This is a genomic window from Myxococcales bacterium (assembly GCA_016706225.1).
Classification (GTDB): Bacteria; Myxococcota_A; Polyangia; order Polyangiales; family Polyangiaceae; genus JADJKB01.
In genome coordinates, this window is record JADJKB010000014.1 from 129,264 (window position 1) to 148,784 (window position 19,521).

10 protein-coding genes are annotated in these 19,521 nt (G+C 68.2%); 5 read left to right on the forward strand and 5 right to left on the reverse strand.

Going from position 1 to position 19,521, the window contains the following annotated elements:
• Positions 1–41: 41 nt before the first annotated feature.
• The 4 genes from IPI67_22880 to IPI67_22895 are packed head-to-tail and all read right to left on the reverse strand — an operon-like array spanning position 42 to position 11,396.
• Positions 42–3,884, reverse strand: a complete 3,843-nt coding sequence (locus IPI67_22880; GenBank protein MBK7583028.1) for a protein kinase — start codon at positions 3,882–3,884, stop codon at positions 42–44.
• Positions 3,885–3,907: 23 nt separating this feature from the next.
• The gene (locus IPI67_22885) at positions 3,908–8,551 is read right to left on the reverse strand and encodes a translocation/assembly module TamB domain-containing protein (GenBank protein MBK7583029.1); all 4,644 of its coding nucleotides are present in this window, start codon (positions 8,549–8,551) and stop codon (positions 3,908–3,910) included.
• The gene (locus IPI67_22890) at positions 8,551–10,650 is read right to left on the reverse strand and encodes a BamA/TamA family outer membrane protein (protein MBK7583030.1); all 2,100 of its coding nucleotides are present in this window, start codon (positions 10,648–10,650) and stop codon (positions 8,551–8,553) included. The genes IPI67_22885 and IPI67_22890 overlap by 1 nt, the downstream gene beginning before the upstream one ends.
• 26 nt (positions 10,651–10,676) lie before the next feature.
• Complete coding sequence (locus tag IPI67_22895; GenBank protein ID MBK7583031.1) at positions 10,677–11,396, reverse strand: hypothetical protein; 720 nt, start codon at positions 11,394–11,396, stop codon at positions 10,677–10,679.
• A gap of 318 nt (positions 11,397–11,714) precedes the next feature.
• Between IPI67_22895 and IPI67_22900 the strand changes: the two genes are divergently transcribed.
• On the forward strand, positions 11,715–12,413 hold the full coding sequence (locus IPI67_22900; GenBank protein ID MBK7583032.1) for a metallophosphoesterase: 699 nt from the start codon (positions 11,715–11,717) through the stop codon (positions 12,411–12,413).
• An 84-nt stretch (positions 12,414–12,497) separates the two neighbouring features.
• Positions 12,498–13,712: a hypothetical protein gene (locus tag IPI67_22905; protein MBK7583033.1), complete on the forward strand. Its 1,215-nt coding sequence runs from the start codon at positions 12,498–12,500 to the stop codon at positions 13,710–13,712.
• Positions 13,713–13,764: 52 nt separating this feature from the next.
• On the opposite strand, the gene IPI67_22910 is transcribed toward IPI67_22905, so the two are convergent.
• Entirely contained in the window at positions 13,765–15,009 is a 1,245-nt protein-coding gene (locus tag IPI67_22910; protein ID MBK7583034.1) for a hypothetical protein, read from the reverse strand.
• A gap of 141 nt (positions 15,010–15,150) precedes the next feature.
• Here IPI67_22910 and IPI67_22915 point away from each other — a divergent pair, with 141 nt between their 5' ends.
• Genes IPI67_22915 through IPI67_22925 form a run of 3 tightly spaced genes read left to right on the forward strand, consistent with a single transcriptional unit; the run spans position 15,151 to position 19,514 of the window.
• Positions 15,151–16,206, forward strand: coding sequence for a hypothetical protein (locus tag IPI67_22915; GenBank protein ID MBK7583035.1), 1,056 nt, complete (start codon positions 15,151–15,153; stop codon positions 16,204–16,206).
• Positions 16,203–18,752, forward strand: coding sequence for a penicillin acylase family protein (locus IPI67_22920; protein MBK7583036.1), 2,550 nt, complete (start codon positions 16,203–16,205; stop codon positions 18,750–18,752). Before IPI67_22915 ends, IPI67_22920 begins: the two co-directional genes overlap by 4 nt.
• 33 nt (positions 18,753–18,785) lie before the next feature.
• Entirely contained in the window at positions 18,786–19,514 is a 729-nt protein-coding gene (locus IPI67_22925) for a 16S rRNA (uracil(1498)-N(3))-methyltransferase (GenBank protein MBK7583037.1), read from the forward strand.
• The last annotated feature ends 7 nt before the right edge of the window (positions 19,515–19,521 follow it).

Sequence of the window (19,521 nt, forward strand, 5' to 3'; positions counted from 1 at the left end):
TCCGTTCGGGGGAGAGCACTGGGGCCGCCGGACTTCGAGGCTCAACCTTCCGCCAGCGCGACCAGGCGAGCGTGCTCGGGCACATTCTCCATGAACCCCCGGGCCAGGCCCGAGTCCCCGAGCTTCTCGGCGCGCTCTCGCAGGCGTGTCACGGCGAGCCTTGCGCTCTCGCGTGCTTCTTCGACGCTGCCGGTTTCCGCCAGCGCCTCGGCCATTGCGCAGCGCACCCGCCCCTCCGCCTCGTCGGTGGTGCCTCGTTCATCGAGCAGCGCGAAGGCCGCGCGCGCCTTTTCGAGGGCGCGCTCCGGCTGCGCTCGTGCGAGCAGCGCGGTCGCTTCGGCGGCAAGGCCCTGCGCGATCAGCACCGGGACGTTCGGCGCCGCGGTCTGGGCCTTCTGAGCCTCGAGCTCGGCCTCCGCCGGGCGACCTGCCATGAGCAGGATCAGGGCCATGTACAGGTGTGACGCGCCAATGAGCAACGTCTCGTTGCGTGTCTCGGCTTCGTGGATGGCGCGGCGCTCGAGCTCGATTGCCTCTTCAAACCGCCCACGGTGCGCCCGTACGAGACCGAGGTTGTGCAGCACGTAATGACCGATCCCCGCGAGTCCGAGCCGCTCGGTGTGGCCGAGGGCCTCTTCGAGCAGCCGCTCAGCCCGGTCGAAGTCGCCGATGGAGAGCGCGGCGTACCCCAGGTTCGCACGAGCGTTCCCGCCCGTACGCCAGTCGCCGATCGCGTCGAAGTCCAGAAGCGCGAGCTCGACCTCGGCGACGAACTTTCCGACGTCACCGTCGTAGTACGCGCGTGCGCTTCTGCCGTGATGCACCCAGGCGCGGCCGAGTAGCGTCAGCTTGGAGAGGTCGGCCGAGAGCTCGTCGGCGCGGGTGATGAGCTCGTCGGCAGCCGCGTGAAGTCCGAGCTTCAGGTGGCCATGTGAGGCGCGGATCATCGCGACGATCTGGTTGGCTCGCGCCTCTTCGTCCAGGGGGGCTCGGGCCATGGCGCGCCCCGCCCAGGCGATCAGCTCCTGGTCTTTGCCGAGGGTGCCCGCCGCGCTGCACAGCGCGCCGATGGCGACGTACCAGCGGCCGGAGCCTGCGGGCAGGAGGTCGACCGCTGCTCGGGCGTGATGCTCGGCGTCCAGGTATTCGCCTCGCCAGAAGTGGGCGTCCGCGGCGAGGTAGTGCAGCTCGCCGCGGGTCGAGTCGTCGGGGTTCAGCTCGAGCGCCCGCTGCACGCGGGCGAGGACGGCGGCGAGATCCGCCCCCTCGAGGGCTTGCTCCGCTGCGCTCAAGTAGAATCGAGCGGCCGGGCCCGGACACAGACCTTGTCGGTAGTGTTCGGCCAGGCCGAGCGCGTCGCCGGAGCCGGACGCCGACAGCCAGTCCGCGGCCAGGCGGTGCCCGAGGGCGCGGTCGTCCGGAGTCAGCGTCGCGTAGACCGCGTCACGCAGCGTGGCGTGCCGAAACACGTATTCGATCTCGCTGAGCGCGCCCCCCTCTCGTCGCTTCGAGATCAGCTCGCGCGCCGTCAGATCTTCCAAGGTCGAGCTCACCAGGGCCTCGTCGGCGCTCTGGCCCAGCACCGCGATCACCCCGCCGTGGCGAAACTGCTCGCCGAACACCGCGGCCGCGCGGAGCAAGCGTCGCGGCTCTGGACCCAGCGCCTCGAGTCGGGCCTGGAGCATGTCGAGCACCGTCGCCGGGAGATGTTCGCGTCCGTCGGCGACGGCGCGGATCAGCTCTTCGAGAAAAAAAGCGTTGCCGTCGGCGAGCTCGACCGCGCGCTCGACCACCGCGGCGACGGCGGACTCTCCCAGTACCTCGCGGGCCAGCGCCAGCGAGGCGGACTTCCGGAGTGGACCCAGGCGAAGCTCAATCGGTTCGCGCCGCTCCCACAGCTTGGGCATCAGATCGTGAACCTCCGGTCGTGCGAGGGCGAGCACGAACAGCGGCAGGTCATGCAACTCGGCGAGTGCTGCATCGACGAAATTGACCGTCGGCAAATCGCCCCAGTGCAGATCCTCGAGCACCAGAAGGACCGGATGAGCGCGGCACTCGTCCGCCAGAAAATCCAACCAAGCGCCGCGCATCGCGTCGCCCAAGAGCGTCGGATTTTGACGCGCCGCCAGCAGTCGATCGTGGGCGTCCACCGGGAACGGGATCTCCGTGAGCTCTCCAAGAAAGACCGCGGTCTGTCTCACGTCGGTCGCCGCTCGCGCGTGTCGGCGCACGCGTTCTTCGAGCCGCGCCTGGTTCGAGGTCAGGCTCTCCGTGTCGCGCACGCCGAGGGTCTGCCCCAGCGCGCTTCGAAGCAGCCCGAACGGGGAGCCGGCGCTCACGCTCTCCGCGCGACCCACCAGCACCTCGACGTCGGGTCGAAGCTCCCGGGCGCGGCGCACGATCTCGTAGCGCAGGCGAGACTTGCCAACCCCCGCCGGCGCGACCACCAGCGCGACCCGCGCCACTGGTTCCTCCACACACTCTTGGAACAGGGCATCGAGGGTGGACAGCTCGCGGTCTCGCCCCACGCAGGTCGTCGCGCGTCCCAAGAGCTTGCGGGTGCCGTCGGCGTCACGGCGCGCTCCCAACATCGCGTGGCCGCGCGGGTCCCGGGCGATCTCGTAACTGTCGCCGACGAGCTCGGCCGTCGCGTCGTCCAGCGTCACACAGCCGGGCTTGGTCAGCGCGATCAGTCGCACGCACGCATCGATGGCCTCACCGACCGGTGCCCTGCCGCCCACGAGCCCGAGCCCCGAACCCAGGGCCACCGGCCGCTCGGGAAATAGATCGCACATCCGCGCTGCGATCCGGACGGCCTTCTCCGCCTCATCTTTCGGGGTTCCGCCGCTGACGAAGCTGGCGACACGTGTCCCGTCGGCCAGGGTATCTGCGCGGCCGCCGGAGGAATTCACGTGCTCGTCCAGTCGGCGCTCCGCGGCGCTCTCCGCCTGAAGCGGAGCGACGGCGACGGTGTCCGTGTCTTCGGGAGAGGCGCCTCCGCCGAGCAAGGCGGTCCACACCATGCGCCGCTCGCGGCTGGTGATGCCGGCCGGTGCGCCTGCGGCCGGTGCATCCGCACCGATTTCGACCAGCGCATTGAGCACCGCCCTGGCGTCTCGGGGCCTGTGTTCGGGGGCCTTGGCCAGCATGCGCGCCACCAGTTCGGCGAACGCGGCTGGAATACCGGCGGCGAGCTCCGAGAGCGGTTCGGGTTCGTCGAGCAGGATCTTCGCGAGGACCGCGGTGGACGCGCCGCCGCCGAACGGTGTGTCGCCCGTCATGCATTTGTACACCAGGCTGCCGAGCGAAAAGACGTCCGAGCTGGTCTCGATGAGTTGTGCGCCTCGAGCTTGTTCCGGCGACATGTACGCGAGGGTTCCGAGCAAGAGTCCGCGCTCGGTGATGCGCGGATCGAAACGTCGGCGCGCGATGCCGAAGTCGATCAGCTTCGCGTGGGCCAGCTCGCCATCTGGCAGCAGGATGTTGCCGGGCTTGAGGTCGCGATGAACCATGCCCAGCTCGTGTGCGACGGCGAGCCCCTCGCAGATGCGTCGGAGCACGAGCACACACTCGCCGAGGCCGAGGCGCCGCGCGGCGAGCACGCTCGACAGGCTGGACGAGTCCAGCCACTCCATCGCGAGGTATAGCTCACCTCGATCCGTGACGCCGTGGGCGACGTAGCGCACCACGGCGGGGTGGGATAGATCCGCGAGCATGGCTGCTTCGCGCAGGAAGCGGTCGGGTCGCTGGTCGTCGTGCAACACCTTGAAGGCGACGGTATGGCCGCGCTCCCGGTCTTCCGCGCGGTACACCACCCCCATGCCACCCGCACCGGCTCGGTCCAGGATGCGAAATCGGTCAGCAACGAGGTCACCGAGGCGCACGCGAAGGCGAGGATACTACGGCTCTAGTACCGATACTGCCACAACAGGTCGAGGCCAGTGCCCACCGTGCCGACCTCGGTGCGCAGTGACCAGTTGCGCTGGAAGCGCCAATCCACGGTGCCGCTCACGTCGACCGGTTCGGTGTTGGTGGCGTCCTGCTGTTGCTCCAGACGGTTGCGGTAGGTGCCCTCGAACCAGACGCTCTCGCTCAGTCGCACGGCGGCGGTGTAGCTCGCCTTGTTCTCGTCGGTCCCGGTGCGAAGCTCCACGCTGCCGACGAGCGCGTCGGCGAACAGTGTGTTGAACGCCGTGGCGATCCCGCCCGCTGCGGCGGTCTCCCGCGTGCGCGCTCCGGAGGACTCGTCGCTGGCTCCACTCGATGAGCCTCCGAACAGCAGCGCCATGATTTCCGGCTCCGAGCGCGCCGGATCGCTGGTGAGCTTGAGTTTCGCGTCTCGGAGCGTGCCGCGCACATCCACGAACACGACCGTTCCATCCGGCGCGCGCCAGCTGGCGGTGGCAAACAGGTGGGGATCGCTCGGCTCCGGGGTGTCGAACACCACGCGGCCCGCGTCGATCACCCAGGTCTTGCCCCAGGACTGAAAACGCCCCCCGGGCTCGAGCTCGATGAACCCACCGACCGTCGTGTCCTTGCCCAGGTCGATCACCGGCTGCCCGATGAGCGGCAGGTTCAGATCGGCTCGAGTGATGCGCACGCCGCGCTGCAAGTTCACCACGAAGCGCCAGGGGAGCAGGGGCTCCGTGGAGGGAGTGCGGGGTTCCCGCAGGGCCTGCACCACCTCGATCGCCGGGTTGTCCGCCAGCTCGACGACCTCGCGTCCGGAAGCCTGGGGCAGCTTGGCCGTCAGGCTGGGGATGTTCACGGTCACGACCATGCGCTCATCTTCGCGCTCGATGCCGATGGTAGAGAAGCCGGTGGCTGTGGCCTGGGACACGCCGTTGAATAACAGCGGGACCTCCGTCATGCTCAACGAGGCGTTGCCGCGCGCCAGGCGCAGGCGTTCGAAATAGAGGTTGGCCAGCGCCCGCACGTTGGGCGTCTCGGAGCGGGACCGGGCCAGCACGTCACGGATCTCGACGATTGAGTAGCGCCCGGAAGTACGGGCCGTTGCGTCGCAGGTCAGGTCTCGGAACTCGATGCCGAGCGGCGCGATGTTGAGCACCCCGGACTTGAGCTTGGCCTTGCCATCGACGGTGACGTCGAACTCCTTGGTGGGTTTGCCCTTGGCGTCGCGCTGAGCCTCGAGCACGAGGCTCAGCTTGCCATCGACCTTGCCGGTGAGACGCGAGAACACGTCGCGCACGAACGGCGACACCACCACGGCGTCGTAGCCGCGAGACTCGGCTGACAAGAGCACCCGACGTTCTCGGTCGAGATCCGGTAGCGCCCCGCTCCAGTCCAGGCCAAAGCGCGCCTCCGCGCTCAGCTGCCCCTGACCGTCATCGAACTCGGCCTGGGCGCGCAGCTGGCGCCCATCGGAGCGCACGAGGATGGTGCCGCGTCCAACACTCACCCCGTCGACGCTCGCGCTGGAGACATCGACCTTGGCCGAGAGCTGCGGCGGTTCCTCGCGGGTCTGGCGCTGGACCGCGATACTGCCCCGGAGGTTGCCGTTGACCTTCGCCTCGGCGAGAGCCGGGACCACGCCGAGCGGTACGCCCTCGAGTGCCCAATGGGCGCCACCGGTCCAGCTGCCATCGACGATGCTGGCGTTGCCGCTGGCCATGAACTGGGCGACGCGGTGCTTCTCGACGAACGCGTCCACACTCGCCGCGAAACGACCGCTGGCGAGCTCGTACAGTCCGGCCGCGCGCAGGTCGACGGGCAGCGCGCGAGCACTGCCCGTGGCTTGCACGCTGTGGGCCTCGAAGTTCGCGCTCAGCTTCGGATCGCTGACGGAGCCAGACACGATCACCCGGGCGCCGGCCGAGCCGGTGATGGCGGTTGGACGCACCGGCTCGGGCAAGAGCGCGAACGGACGCTCGTGCAGAGTGAACATGGCCATCACGGGCGCCTCGAGCAGCTGGCTCAGCCAATCGCTGGGGTCTTCCAGGATCTTCTTCCAGTCGATCCGCGCCGTGCCGCTGGTGGTGATCAGCGCGCCTGCCGCGTCATACAGCTGCGTCGTTCCACTGGCGTCGCCTTTGTCGCCGTTCACTCCGCCCGCCATCTGCAGCTCGACGCCGGTGAGCTCGGTGGGTTTGTCCCCCTTCTTCTCCGGGGCGCGCACGATGGCGAGCTTGCGGGTGCCGGCGATCTCGACGCGCACGTTGGGCAGCTGTTGGGGCCCCAGGCGCTCGACCCGCAGTCGAGCGAAGGCGGTGCCTGCGATCTTCTCGATGTGAGCCGACTCCGGCAAGACCCGCTGAAGGAGCGAGAGCTGCAGCTCACTCAGCTGAATTTCCCCGTCACCGGTCATGCCGAGCCACGACTTCGGGTCGGCCGGATTCCCGTCGAGCTCACTCTGCCAAGTGGCGCCAAACCCGCCGACGTCCTCGACCACGCCGGAAGCGTTGCCCTCGATGTGCTCGCCGTCGAGCGTTGCGTTGACCGACAGCGACACGCCGCCGACCGACGCGATCGAGCCCTTGCCCAGCGCGATGCGCACGTGACCGTGGGACTCTCCCTTGCTCGCGATGATGTCGGTGTCCACGTTCAGGCGCCCGCCCAGGAGGCCTCGTGGCAAGCCCAGCGCCCGCGAGACCACGTCGAGATCGAGGCCTTCGCCCTTGGCCTTCAGCTCGACTCGCTCCTTCGAGATCCGCGCTCGACCGGTCAGCTCTCCGCCGGCGCCGGAGAGCTTGAGGTCGTTCACGACCACGTCCCGGGTGTCGAGATTGAGGGTGGAGATGCGGCCCCCGAGCGTGGCCCCATCCCGCTTCACCTGCAGGTCGAGGTTCTTGATGCTGGGTTTGCCCCTGGCGTCGAGCGTGGCGCTGGCCGTCACCTCGGGCCCGTAGTCGTCCCGCAAGTGCGCGGTCAGCGCCGGGCGCCGCACCGGGCCCTTGGCCTCGACGTCGACGCGGGCGAAGCTCTGCCCGCTGGCCACGAGCTCCTTACCCACGACCTTGGCGCTGATGTTGATCTTGTCGAGGTCGGTGAGCGGGCCTCTGGCTCGACCCGTCAGGTGACCGTGCGCCAGCTGCACATCGCCCAGTGAGAACGCCGCGACGTCGCCGATCAAGGTCGAGTCGAGCTGGTTCTTCTCGATGTGGGCCTTCACCACAGCCTCGACGCGCCCCTTTGCCGGGGTCAGCTGACGGACGCGCGGCGCGCGCTCGATCTGGAAGGAGCGCGCGCGCGCCTCCAGGTCCAGCGCGCCGCTCGGGTGCACCGTGAACGCCACCTTCAGCGGCATGCCGGTCTCGTGCAGAGTCGCCTTGCCCTCGAAACCCTTCTCGTTCCAGGTCCCGTTCACGTCCATCGGCGGGACCAATTGTCCCGAGAACGTGCTGGCGCCGGTGGTGCCGTTCACGTCGACGACGATCTGGCCGAGGCGATCCCAGACCGCGACCGAGGTATCGACGTCGACCTTGGATTTTGGCGCCTGGGGCCAGATGGCGCGTATGTCGACGCCGCGACCCTCCACATCGAGGTCGACGCGAAAGGCCGGCGCGAATCGGATCGGACCGCTGGCGGTGAGGCGGGTGTCTTCGATTTCGAAGCGGGCGTTCGTCTGCAGCTCGGGCAGCGTGCCCGTGGCTTCGACGTGAGCCGAGACGGTCTGCGTGAGCGGCCAATCACTCAGCAGCGCCCGCACGTCCTCCGGCAAGGCACGCGGAATGTCGACGGTCGCCGCCACCCGAGGCCCTTTCACGTACACCGAACCCGCGAGGGGCAAGTTGCCGAAGTAACCATTGAACGAGCTCCACACCGCACCTGGCGCGCGGATGTGAAGCTCCCCGGTGCCTGTGGCGTCGGTTCCCGCGAGCCCGCGCACCGTCATGCCGTAGCGATGCACATCGATGGCCGCGCCCTTCGGCGTGGCAAGCACCGAGCCGCGCACACCGCCGAGCCCCACTTCGAGGATCGGGAGTCCCGCGACGGTGCCGCGCGCGTAGACCTTCCCGAGCTCGATCTGGGGCAGCCACACCCGCAGCGGGCGTGACGCTGACTTCGGCGCGGTGGGGGTCTTGGGTGCCGATTCGATCGGCGTGAGCGCGCGCGCCAGAGTGGGGATGCCTTGTTCGTCCGGCACGACCTGCACGTCCGCCCGATCGGCGCGAATGTTCCGGATGATGAGCGTCACGCGCTCCTTCGCCGTCAGGACCTCGCGAACGATGGGGATGACGTCGGCGCGCACTCGCACGTCGTTCAATGTCAAAACGACGCTGCCCGCCTCGTCTTTGACGATGACGTCGCTCAGCGTCGCGCCGCGCAGGCCGAGGTCCTCGATTTGCCCTGTCTTGACCTCGCCGTAGAACACACCGCTCAGGGAGCGCGACAAGAGCGTCGAAGCCACGCGCCGAGATGCGGGCAGGTTGACGTGCAAGATGGCGCCCGCGCCCAGGCTCGTTGCAAACACCGCCAAGAGAGCCAGCAAGCCGAAGGAGCGGCCGAGGAAACCGAGCACCCGGACTCGACGCCGCGGGACCGCCTCGACGGTATCCGGGACCGTGGGGGGAGGGGGCTCGGTCTTGTGCATCAGAAGGATTCACCCAGGGCGATGTGAATCGCGATGGGCAGCCCGAACAGCGTGCCCGGATTGCCCTCCCGGCGCTCGAGATCTTGCTCACCGATCTTCTGCAGCCAGGGTGTGCGGTATCCGGCATCCACCCGGAGTGGCCCCACGGGCGTGCGGTATCTGAGCCCGAAACCCGGCGAAACGTGCGGAACGTTGAAGCGGATTTCACCCACGGAGCGTGTGACGTCGCTGGCATCGATGAAAGTCGAACCGAACAGCGGGCCGATGATGGGAAAGCGGACTTCCATGGACGCTTCCCAAAGCGTGAGGCCACCGAGGGGGCGAATGCAAGCTGCCGGCAGCTGGTCGATGGGCTTGCCGCAGTCTTCGCCCGTTGGAACCAGGAACCCGACCGGACCGTGAGGTCCGACCCCGCGGTACGGATATCCGCGGTTCGAGTTCGGTCCCCCGGAGTAGAACGCGCGGAACAAGAGTTTGTGCTGATCACGAATCACCGCCGGGTTCGTCGGGTCGAGCTGGGCTTGAGCGTTCGTGAGGGTCTCGCCGTAGTTGCTCGGAAACAAAAAACCCGTCGAGAGTCGGGTTGCCAACGTGACATGGCGCGACAACGGCAAGAAACCTCTGAGGTCGGGGCGCAGGCGCAGGTCGCTGACCGTGCCGCTGAACACGTAGCCTGCGACCTGGAACGAGTTCGACAGATAGAAGCCCTCGTGGGGCTCGATGCGGTCGTCTCTGAAGTCGAGGATGGCGTACAGCTCCGGGAACGACACCCGCACGGCCTGGAGCCCGTCGGGCACGTTGCCCTGATAGGTGAACGGGAAGTTCGCCTGCCAGTTGTACGAGGGTGTCACGAACAGGTGGTGACCGAAGAAAGCGCGCTCGACGCCTGTGGTGGCCTTGACCTCGTGATAACCGATTACCCGCTCGCGCTCCGGGTCGGCACCGTCGGGCAGCGGATACAGGAGCGGGTAGATGCTGTAGTCGCTCGACACGAAGCCGGTGGTTCGACCTTCGACGAACGACGGCTGTCGGAGCTCCGCGTGCAGGCGGTTTTCCGGCAAAAGGCGCGTCGGTGAGTCGAAGCGGCCGATGCGGGTGGGGAAGTAGGTCACACCCGGACGAGCTTCGATGTTGAAGCGGCGCATGCCGCCGATGAAGTTGCGATGCTCCCAGCCGACCCGAAAATGGTTGGAGAGACGCAGCACGTCGAAGCGCGCGCCGCCGCCCATGCGCAGAGTCCTGAGCGACGACTCTTGCACGACGACATTGACGGGGACCACTCCGCCCGCGGACTTCGTCTTGTCCTGTCCGACCTCGACGCTGGCGAAGACACCCAACGCTTGCAGCGCCTCCTGTGCGTCGAGCAGATCCTTGCGCGAGTAGCGCGCGCCCTCTTCGATGCCGAGGACTGCCCGGACCTTGTCCTCGGGGATGGACACCAATCCGATGATGCGCACGCTTCCGTAACGAGCGACGGGTCCCTGGACCACCTCGAAGGCGACGTCCGCGAGGTGCGTGGCGAGATCGACCTTCGCCGCATGTTTGACCTTCGCAAAAGCGTAGCCGGCATCCCCGAGCACTCCGGCGATGGCCTTGCCGTTCGCCTCGAATTCGTCTTCGTCGAACGGCTCGCCCGGGTCGAGGGTGATGGCGCGGAGCGCGCGCGCCGCGACCTCGTGGGGCAGCGTTGCGAGGCCGCTCAGGTCGGAGCGGCGCACGCGGACGAGCGGCCCCTCGTCCACCGCGATCTCGACCCGGACGTGCCGGGCGTCGACGCGCACGATGCGCGCCGCCCGGACCTTGGCTTCGTAGAAGCCCTTGCGGCGGTAGTACCGCTCGACGCGCTCCAGATCCCGGGCGAGCACCGTGTCGTCGAAGATTTCGTAGTCGTAGAGCAGCCCCTCGAACGACTTGGGGAACGGTGGCGGTCGTGTCGCGAGGCGCTCCTCCACCGCTGGAGCATCGAGGGCACTCGTCCCCACGATCTCGACGTCGGCGACCAGGTCGCGGCCGGGCGGGATGCCCTTCTTGATACAGCCGACCAGCGTCGTCGAAAGCGCGAGCAAACAAGCCAGCGCGCCTACGCGCCAGCGTGTCATCTACTCACTCCACGTGGGAAGCCCCGTCACTTCTTCTTCGTGGGCTCTTTGGGCGGGTCCATGCCGGGCAGGAAGGCGAGCTCCGCCGGCTTCTCCAGGTACTTGATCTCTTCAAAGGTCAGGATGCCCATGATCGGGTCGGCTTCCGTGCCCGTCGTGGCTCGGGTGAAGGTCGTCGAGTAGTCGCCCTTCACGGTGACCTTCGCGCCCTTGTTCGGGATCGGGTTCGGGATCTTGATGCCCCAGAAGGTGTCGCTCTTCTCGGCGTCTTCCTTCTTTTCGAACTCCTTCACGGCGTCGTAGAGCTGCGCGAAGTTCGAGGCCCAGCCCATCACCTTGATGCACTCGCTCTCGGGCGCATCCTTCGTCTCACACAGCCAGAACGCTGGCACCGGCGCGTTGCAACCCTCGGGATCTGCCTTGCCACCTTTGTGTACCGCGCAGGCGGGCGCGTCGGGCAAGTTCGTCTTGCTGATGTAGCCGGTTACGCTGAGCTTCTTGCCGGCGACTTCCTTGTGGTGGGTGCGGCTACGCATGTAGTAGCTGACGCCCCACACGGTGTAGGCGTCGCCCGCCTTGACCGGCTTCCCCGGCACGTTCGGGACGGCGGGCAGGCTGGCTTTCCCTCCGCTCGACGCTCCGCGCGGCTGGTAAGCTTCTTCATCCTTGCTCGGGCCACAGCTCACCACTCCGGCGGAGAGCACTGCGAGGGCGAGCGAGGCGGAGATTCGGCGAGCGGTCAACATGGGGCCTCCCTGAACGGAATGATTTCGCATGGCTATCATGCGGCCGGGCGCCGCCACAAGGCCGCTGCGGGGGTCTGGGTCGAAGCGGGACCGCTTTTTGGCTGCCGAACCCCGCAAGCGGCCGGACTCGGCGGTTTTTTCCGCCTCTCCTTTGGGACGCGAGCCGCCCACTTCGCGTCTGGCCTCGAGCGTCGTGGGCCCCGCAGATGCTGGGCCTACGGGCCGAAATCCTGGCCCTCGAAGCGCCGGGCAGAGGCGGGGAGCGGCGGGGCGCGTGGGGCTACCGGTCGTGCGCCGGCCCGCTGCTAAGCTGCACTCGTGCCTCGATCGATCATCGTGGGGGACGTCCACGGTTGTCGCGACGAGCTTTCGGAGCTGCTCGCAAAGATGAGCTTCGGCAGCGGTGATGCCTTGTTCTCCGTTGGTGATCTGGTCGCGCGCGGCCCGGATGGAGCCGGGGTTCTGGAGCTCGTTGCCAGCGTCGGCGGACGCGCGGTGCAAGGCAACCACGAGCGCCGGCTGCTCGAGGCGCGAGCCGCGCGCGACGGCGGGGAGCCCGGTCGACGGCTGGGAGCGTCCCACACGCACCTGCTCGAGACGCTCGCCCCACATCACTGGCAGATGCTCGAGGCGCTGCCACTCTGGCTCGACTTGTCGGAGCACGAGCTCCGCATCGTTCACGCCGGCCTTGTCCCCGGCATGGCCATGGAGCTTCAGGACCCCTGGGTGCTCACGCACATTCGTACCCTCGACGCCGACGGAGCACCGAGCGACAAGCGCGGCGCGACGCTGTGGGGTGAACGATACCTCGAGGGGCCTCACGTCGTGTTTGGGCACAACGCCGTGGATGGACTTCAGCTGCACGCCCGAGCAACCGGCCTCGACACGGGCTGCGTCTATGGCAACCGCCTGACCGCGCTGGTGCTCGCTGCCGGCGCCCGCGTGCCGCCCGAGGGCGAACGCCCCGACGTGATGGTGTCGGTGCGCGCGCGGCGACAATACGTGGACCTGCGCTGAAGGGGCGCGAACCGCTGCCAGCGCCGGGTCCGAGCGCGCTGGGCGCGCCCCGGAGTGAGCGTACTTGCGCTAAGCTGCGGGGTCGTGACGTGGCTGCGCCCCCGGGTCGGAGTGATCGCGCTCAGCGGTGGCGGGGCGCTGCTGCTCGGCAGCTGCCTCGGGATCGGCGCCTCCTCGTCCGAACCCGTCACCAAGAAGGACGCGGGAACGGGGGTCGACGCCGCGGGGCTCGCTGACGGCGCCTGGGCCTGCTCCCCCAAGTCTTGTCAGCAGCTCGGCGCCGACTGCGGTGACACGAGCGACGGCTGCGGAACCATCGTGGCTTGTGGCAGCTGCCCGAGCGGCGAGACGTGTGGCGCCGGTGGCCCCAATCATTGCGGAGTGGGCAGCTGCACACCGACCACGTGCGCAGCGACGGGGGCCGAGTGTGGTTTGATCGGCGACGGCTGCGGCAGCTCGCTCAGCTGCGGGAGCTGCTCGGCGCCGAAGACCTGCAGTGGCGCCGGCCAGGCCAACCACTGCGGTTGCACACCCACGACCTGCGCCGCCGAAGGCAAGGACTGCGGGACGCTGTCCGACGGCTGCGGCGGCACGCTCGATTGCGGGAGCTGTTCGGCGGGCAAGAAGTGCGGAGCGAACCAGCAGTCAAACGTGTGTGGTTGTGAACCCACGACATGCGCCGCGGAAGCGAAGAACTGCGGAAGCATCCCGGATGGGTGCGGTGGGACACTCAGCTGCGGCAGCTGCGCGGCACCCAAGACCTGCGGCGGGCTCGGGGTGGCGAACGTGTGTGCGTGCAGCCCGGCCAACTGCCCGCCGATCTATGCGAACAGCTTCGAGGCACCGGCCGACTTCCCGACCGGTTGGGTGGTCTGGCAGAACTGCCCCACCGACACCACCTGGTCCGCGGTTCGCGACGTCTATCCGGCGCCGAACGGTGGCGGCTCGAACCTACGCTTCCACACGACCGGCTTCGTTTCGAGCTGCCAGTATCCGGGTCTCTACGCCCAGAGCCCCGCCATCGCGGCTCTTCCGGGGCGCACTTATCGTGTGCTCGGTACGAGTCGCAACGCGGCCAGCATCGGTGCGACCGGCGTGTTGTTCTTCGACTCCGCAGATCAGCAGGTCGGGGCAGGGCAGGTCGCGTGGTCGTCGGACGCCTGGCAGTACAACGACGATCCCGTGTTGGTAGCCACCTCGCCGCCGAACACCAAGACCCTGCGCGTGAGGCTGGCTCTGCAGACTCCGTCGGAGTTCGCCGATTTCGATCTGCTCGAGGTGTACCTGGAGCCGCTGTGAACGCCCCGCCGATCGAGCCCATGGATCGGCATGCGGCGCCCTTGCGGCACGCTCACTTCAGCAGTGGCAGCGCACGCCGGAGACCGCGCAGTGCGTGGCATCCGTCCCCGATCAAATCGAGATAGGTCTGCTGGCGATCTTTCCGAATCGAGTCGAGCCGCTCGTAGACCCCGCCGCCGATCAGCTGACCGGCGGCATCGACCTCGTCCGCGGCCGCCATCCTCACGGTCTGGTCAATCTTCTTCCCGCCCTCGGTCTCCGGCAGGGTGAGGCCCAGGCTTCGGGCGAGGGTGAGCGTCTCGACCAGATGGCCAAAGAACTTCTGCTGCTGCAGCCGGATCAACAGCCCCTGTTCGGGATGGCGCGCGAGCAAGCTGGCGTAGGCCGGACGCTCCAGCTCGTAGCGATACAGCAACACACCGAGTTGCCTGCGCATGCGGCGTTTGTCGTCCTCGCTCCCGCGGACGGCGACCGCGCTCAGCAGCGCTTGCACCAGGTGCAGGCCGCCGCAGCTGTGGCCGTAGATGCCGGACTTCTCGCGTTTGGCGGCGTTGAGCGGGCTGCCTTCGTCGAAGGCTTTGTCCGGTGGGCCTGAGTATCCCTCGACGATCTTTTGATCCGCCTCCAGTCGCGCGAGACCCTGCTCGATCAGGGGCGACAGCAGGGCCGTCGCGGTCGTGTCCTTCGGCTCGCGCTCGACGCCCGACGCGAGCGCCGAGATTTGCCAGGCCACGTGGTGAAAGTCGGCGTCCGTCTTGGGGGGCTGGGCAAGAATTCGCAGATCCGCGACCAGGCGGCGCAGCGTGACCTTCTCCCCGGTCGACGTGGCGAAGCTCGCGTCGAACGGAACGCCGAGCTCGAGCAAGGTCTTCACGAGCAGGAAGCGATGCGGTTCCACCGGCTCGTCGGCCTTCGTCTCCGGGAACAGCCAGAGTTTCTCGCCGCCGATCTCCTTCGGCTCGGCGAAGCTGACGATCACCGTCGTCGCCGACCGGCCGTCCGCCGCCGCGAATTCGGGGCCGAACGCCACGAGACCGTGAGCGAGCGCCCATGGGCTCTTGGGAGCTGCCGCGCCCTTTTGCACCGCGAGCGTCAGGCTGTTGATCGTGGCTTCGACCTCGGCCTTCGTGGCCGCCCGGGGTGGCGCGAGCTGTGGACCAATCGGCGGTCCGGGGACACTGCTCGCCGGCAGGCTTTCGGGTCGGCGCTTTGGGCCTTCCCGGGTGACGCCGAAATACACGCCGGCCGCAGCAGCAGCGACGAACAACACCAAAAAGCCCCGGGAGCGCTCCGACACGGCCGCCGGAGTATGGGGATTCTTTCGCGGTGCGTCAGCCCTTTTTCCAGTCACACCCGAAGCGCGGTGCAAGGCCCGATGTGGGGGCGTGTCAGTGGAGAGGATGGCGCGCCTGGCGCTACCTCAACCCTTGGAGGCCTCATGCTGCGGACGATTGGACTCTCGGCTCTGATGCTCGTGCTCGGTGGCTGTGGTGGTGGGGACGATGGCGGCGGCTCGAGCGCGAGCACCGGAGGCCAGAGCGCCGGCGGCGGCGGCGGCGGTGGTATCGCCGTCGGCGGTGGCTCTGCGGTGGGCGGCACGAGCAATGGCGGCGCTGCGGGCGAGGGCGCCGGCGGTGGGGGTGCAGTCGGTGGGGATCCGGGTGTGGGCGGTTCGTCCAACGGTTGCAACAACGACACGAAACACTCGCTCATCGGCAACCGCATCGTCGCGGACGTGACCTGGGCCGCCAAGACCGGGATCTCCGCCGGCAGCGGCAAGATGTACATCTGGACGCGCACCGCTCTAGACTTTGGTGAGGTGAACCCGGCGACCGGCGAGATCCCAGCGACGGGTGAGGTGACACCCTGTGGCAGCTCCATTCCGCCGCTGAGCAAGACGGCCATCGCGGGGGGCGGTCAGGTGCAAACCGTGATCCCGGATGCGGTCTGGGACAAACCCGGCATGCCCAAGTTCAAGGCCACCGGTTCGCTCTCCGGTTTCGACATCGGCGCGACCATCACGATGGATCCCATCGTATCGCTGGTCGGGCTCTCGATGAACGATCCCACCGGCCCCTGGCCGTCGTCCGCCAAACAGATCACGAGCGTGGACCCTGACTCCGACGGACAGCCCGGGATCTTGGCGCTGCCACGCACCGATCCACCGTTCTCGGCGCCGCCCACGAGTTTGTTCGAGGCGCTGAACCCGAGCGGCAAACGGGCCTCGGAGATCTACATCGTCACCCGCACCTCGTTCCAGATCTCCGGTGCGCGCGACAGCTGCACGAGCGCATCCGGCGGAGCGACGGTGCAACTGTTGGACAACCACGTCGTCGGCTGCAAGAGGAACGACGGGAAGATCTGCTCCGCGGGCGAGTCGGATTTCATCGACCAGAATCAGCCAAAGTTCACAGTCCAGAGCGCGGCCTACCAGATGGTTCAGCTCGCGCCAGGGGCGACGTGCGCCGACGTGCGCGCGGCGATGCCGATGTGAGGCGGTCACCCAGAACGACGTTCGTCTTCGCGCTGGCCTTGGCCGTGTGCGCCTGCGGCGCTGAGCCCGAGGTCCAGCGCGAGGACGGAAAACCCATCGAGATCGTCGTCGACGACATGGGAGTGCCGCACATCTACGCCAGCACGGACGAGGACCTGTTCTACGCGTACGGGTACCAGCTCGCGAGTGATCGCCTGCTGCAGATCGAGATGTGGCGGCGCTTCGCCCGGGGCCAGCGTGCGGAGATCCTGGGCGCCGACTTCAAGGGATCGTTCGGCGCGACCGCGCTCCAGGACGACAAACTCGTGCGGCTGTTCGATCTCCCCCGCTGGGGCAAGCTCGACGCGGAGCTGATGCGCGCCGAAAATCCGGAGCGTTTTGCGCTGCTGCAAGCCTGGGTGAAGGGCATCAATCGGCGGGTCGACGAGGTGCGCTCCGGCGCGGTGCCCCCGCCCTTTGGTTTTGGCAAGGACGAGCTCGACTTCATGCCACAGCCCTGGACCGAGGACGATCCGCTGATCGTTCAAAAGATGATCCAGCTGGGGCTCGACCAGACGTTGCTCTACGAGATCTTGATCACGCTGCTCGGGAACATTGCTCCCGCCACGCTGGAGAGCGCGCGCATCTTTCAGCCGGCGTATCCCACGTTCGCCGTGCCGCCGGAGGATCTGCCAAGCGCAGCCGCGTCCGGGGCGGGCAACACCGGGCCCGGCGTGGGCGAGCAGGCAAAATCCAGCGCCTTGCCCGGGCCGTGGCCCCAGTCTGCCCAGGACGCCGCGGCCTGGCGTCGGCTGATCGCCGCGCCCAAGCCGGGCAGCAACAACTGGGCAGTCGACGGGCGTTTCACCGACAACGGGCGCCCGATGCTGGCAGGCGATCCGCACCTGGTGTTCACCCTGATGGGCGCGATGTACGCGCTGCATCTGAACAGCAAGGACCGCGGGGGCAGCTTCGACGTGGCCGGGTTCGCGTTCGCGCCGGCACCCGGGATCTTCGCCGGCCAGACGCGAGGCGCGATGTGGGCTCCGACGTCGGCGTTCGGCGACGTCATGGACATGTGGTCCGTGGCGGTCACGGACGCCGGAGCGAAGATCGGGGACGAGATCCGACCCATCACCACCCGCGAGGAGGTCATCCCGATCCGCGGCGGTACGAGCGAGAGCATCGTGATCCGGGACGTGCCAGGTCAAGGGGTCCTGTTCGACCCGTCGTTCGCTGGCGTTCCGGTCCCGCTCACCGGCGATGGTCGAGAGGTCTTGCTCGGATGGACCGGGTTTCGCGCGAGAAGCTCGCTGTATTTCCTCGAGCTCGACCGCGCCCAGAACGTCGACGAGCTGGACTCGGCGGTGCAGCGCGCGCCCGAGCTCAGCTACAACTGGCTCGGCGCCGACGCCCACGACATCGTCTACCGCGTCAGCCTCGAGGTACCGAAGCGCAACCCCATCACGGCCGGTCGCGAGCCCTGGCGTCTGATGAACGGCGACGACCCGCAGGCGTTCTGGCCCGGCGGGCAGCTGCCGCTCGAGCAGCTGCCCCACGCCCGCGGCAAACAGCGCGGTTACATCGCCACGGCCAACAACGATCCTTTCGGATTCACCGCCGACGGCGACCCGGGAAACGACCCCTGGTACTACGGCGCGTTCTTCGACCCGGGCTACCGCGCGACGCGCATCGAGAGTGAGCTCGAGCGGATGACCCAGACCGGCGGAATCACGCTCGAGGACATGCAGGCTCTCCAGATCGACTCACGCTGCCTGATGTCGGATACCTTCCTCGAGCTCTTGAAAGAAGCCTGGGCCAAGCGTGAGACCGACCCGGCGCTGGCAAAGTTCAAGGGGCGGCCTGAGCTCGACCGTCTGTTCGAGCTGTTGACCAAAGAGTGGGACCGCAAGATGACGCGAGACTCGGCCGGCGCCGTCGCGTTTCACGCCTTCGCACACTTCACCACCGGTCGTGCCATCGAGGACGACATGATCCCGCTCCTGTACGAGCGCGTGCTCGAGGCGGCGCCGTTCTATTTGCTCAAGGTCGCAGCGCTCGCGCTCGACGGACAGTTCCCAAAGGGCAGCGCGCTGTTGCAGGAAGGGCGCGACGTGATCGTGCTCACCGGGCTCGAGGACACGGCGGCGCACCTCACGGCGCGTTTCGGTGGCGTCGACCCGAAGCTCTACAGCTGGGGCGAGGTGCACGTGACCAGCTTCGACAACGCCTACGGCCTGGGTGTGCCCTTGATGAACGTGCCCAGCGACGGCGGGGAGAACACCATCAACGTCGCGCACAGCGTGTTTCGTCGAGACTTCGTGGTCCCGGACCAATGGGTCAGCGACTACGGTCCGGTCGAGCGCCTGGTCGGTCGCATCGACGACAGCGGCACGCCGGAGGTCTGGGTGAATTTCCCGCTGGGCAACGTGGCCGACCGGGCGAGTCCGCACTTCGACGACATGCTCACCGACTGGGCCGACGGCCGTTACCGGAAGCTGGCGTTTCGTCGCGCAGAAGTCGACGCCCGCGCGGAGCAGCGAAGCGAGCTCGACCTCCCGGAGTGACGCTGCCTTTGTCGCTCTGCTAAAGAGGAGAGCGTGACCCTCCGCGCGCCTGTGTCCAAGCTCGTCGCAGGCGAGTGTGTGCTGTCGCCCGAGACCTCGCGCTATCTGGTCCGCGTGCACCGCCTGCGAGCGGGCGAGGCGTTCGTCGCGTTCGACGTCGACGCGCGGCTCGAGGCCGACGCGACCCTGATCGACGCCGATCCCAAACGCGCATGCGTTCGGTTGAGCGCGCCACGGCCGGCACGCGTCACGTCGCCGCTGCCCGTGACGCTGCTCTGGGCCATCGGCAAAGGCAGCAAACCCGACGCCGTCGTGCGAGACGCCACCGCACTGGGCGTCGAGCGCATCGTGCTGTGTGTGACCGAACGCAGCGTGCCGCGGCTCGACGACCGAGCTTCCGCACGACTCGAGCGCTGGCTGAGCGTGGCGCGGGAAGCGGCGCGCCAGAGTGGGCGCGGCGACCTGCCGCAGATCGAGGGCCCCATCGAGCTCTCCGCGGCGCTCGCCCACCCGCCCTCGGCACGGGGCATCGTGCTCGACCCGAGCGCGCCGACCTCGCTCGCCGCGGCGCTCGACGGCTGGCAAGCGGACACTGCGCTCCGGGTCTTGATCGGACCCGAGGGTGGGCTCTCGGTGGACGAGCTCGGCGCGGCCCGCGCGGCCGGCTTTCGAGGCGTGCGTCTCGGCAGCCTCGTGCTGCGCACCGAGACGGCGGTCGTTGCGCTCCTGGGCGCGCTGATCGCACGCCGGGACGGCGGCTAGATCCGGC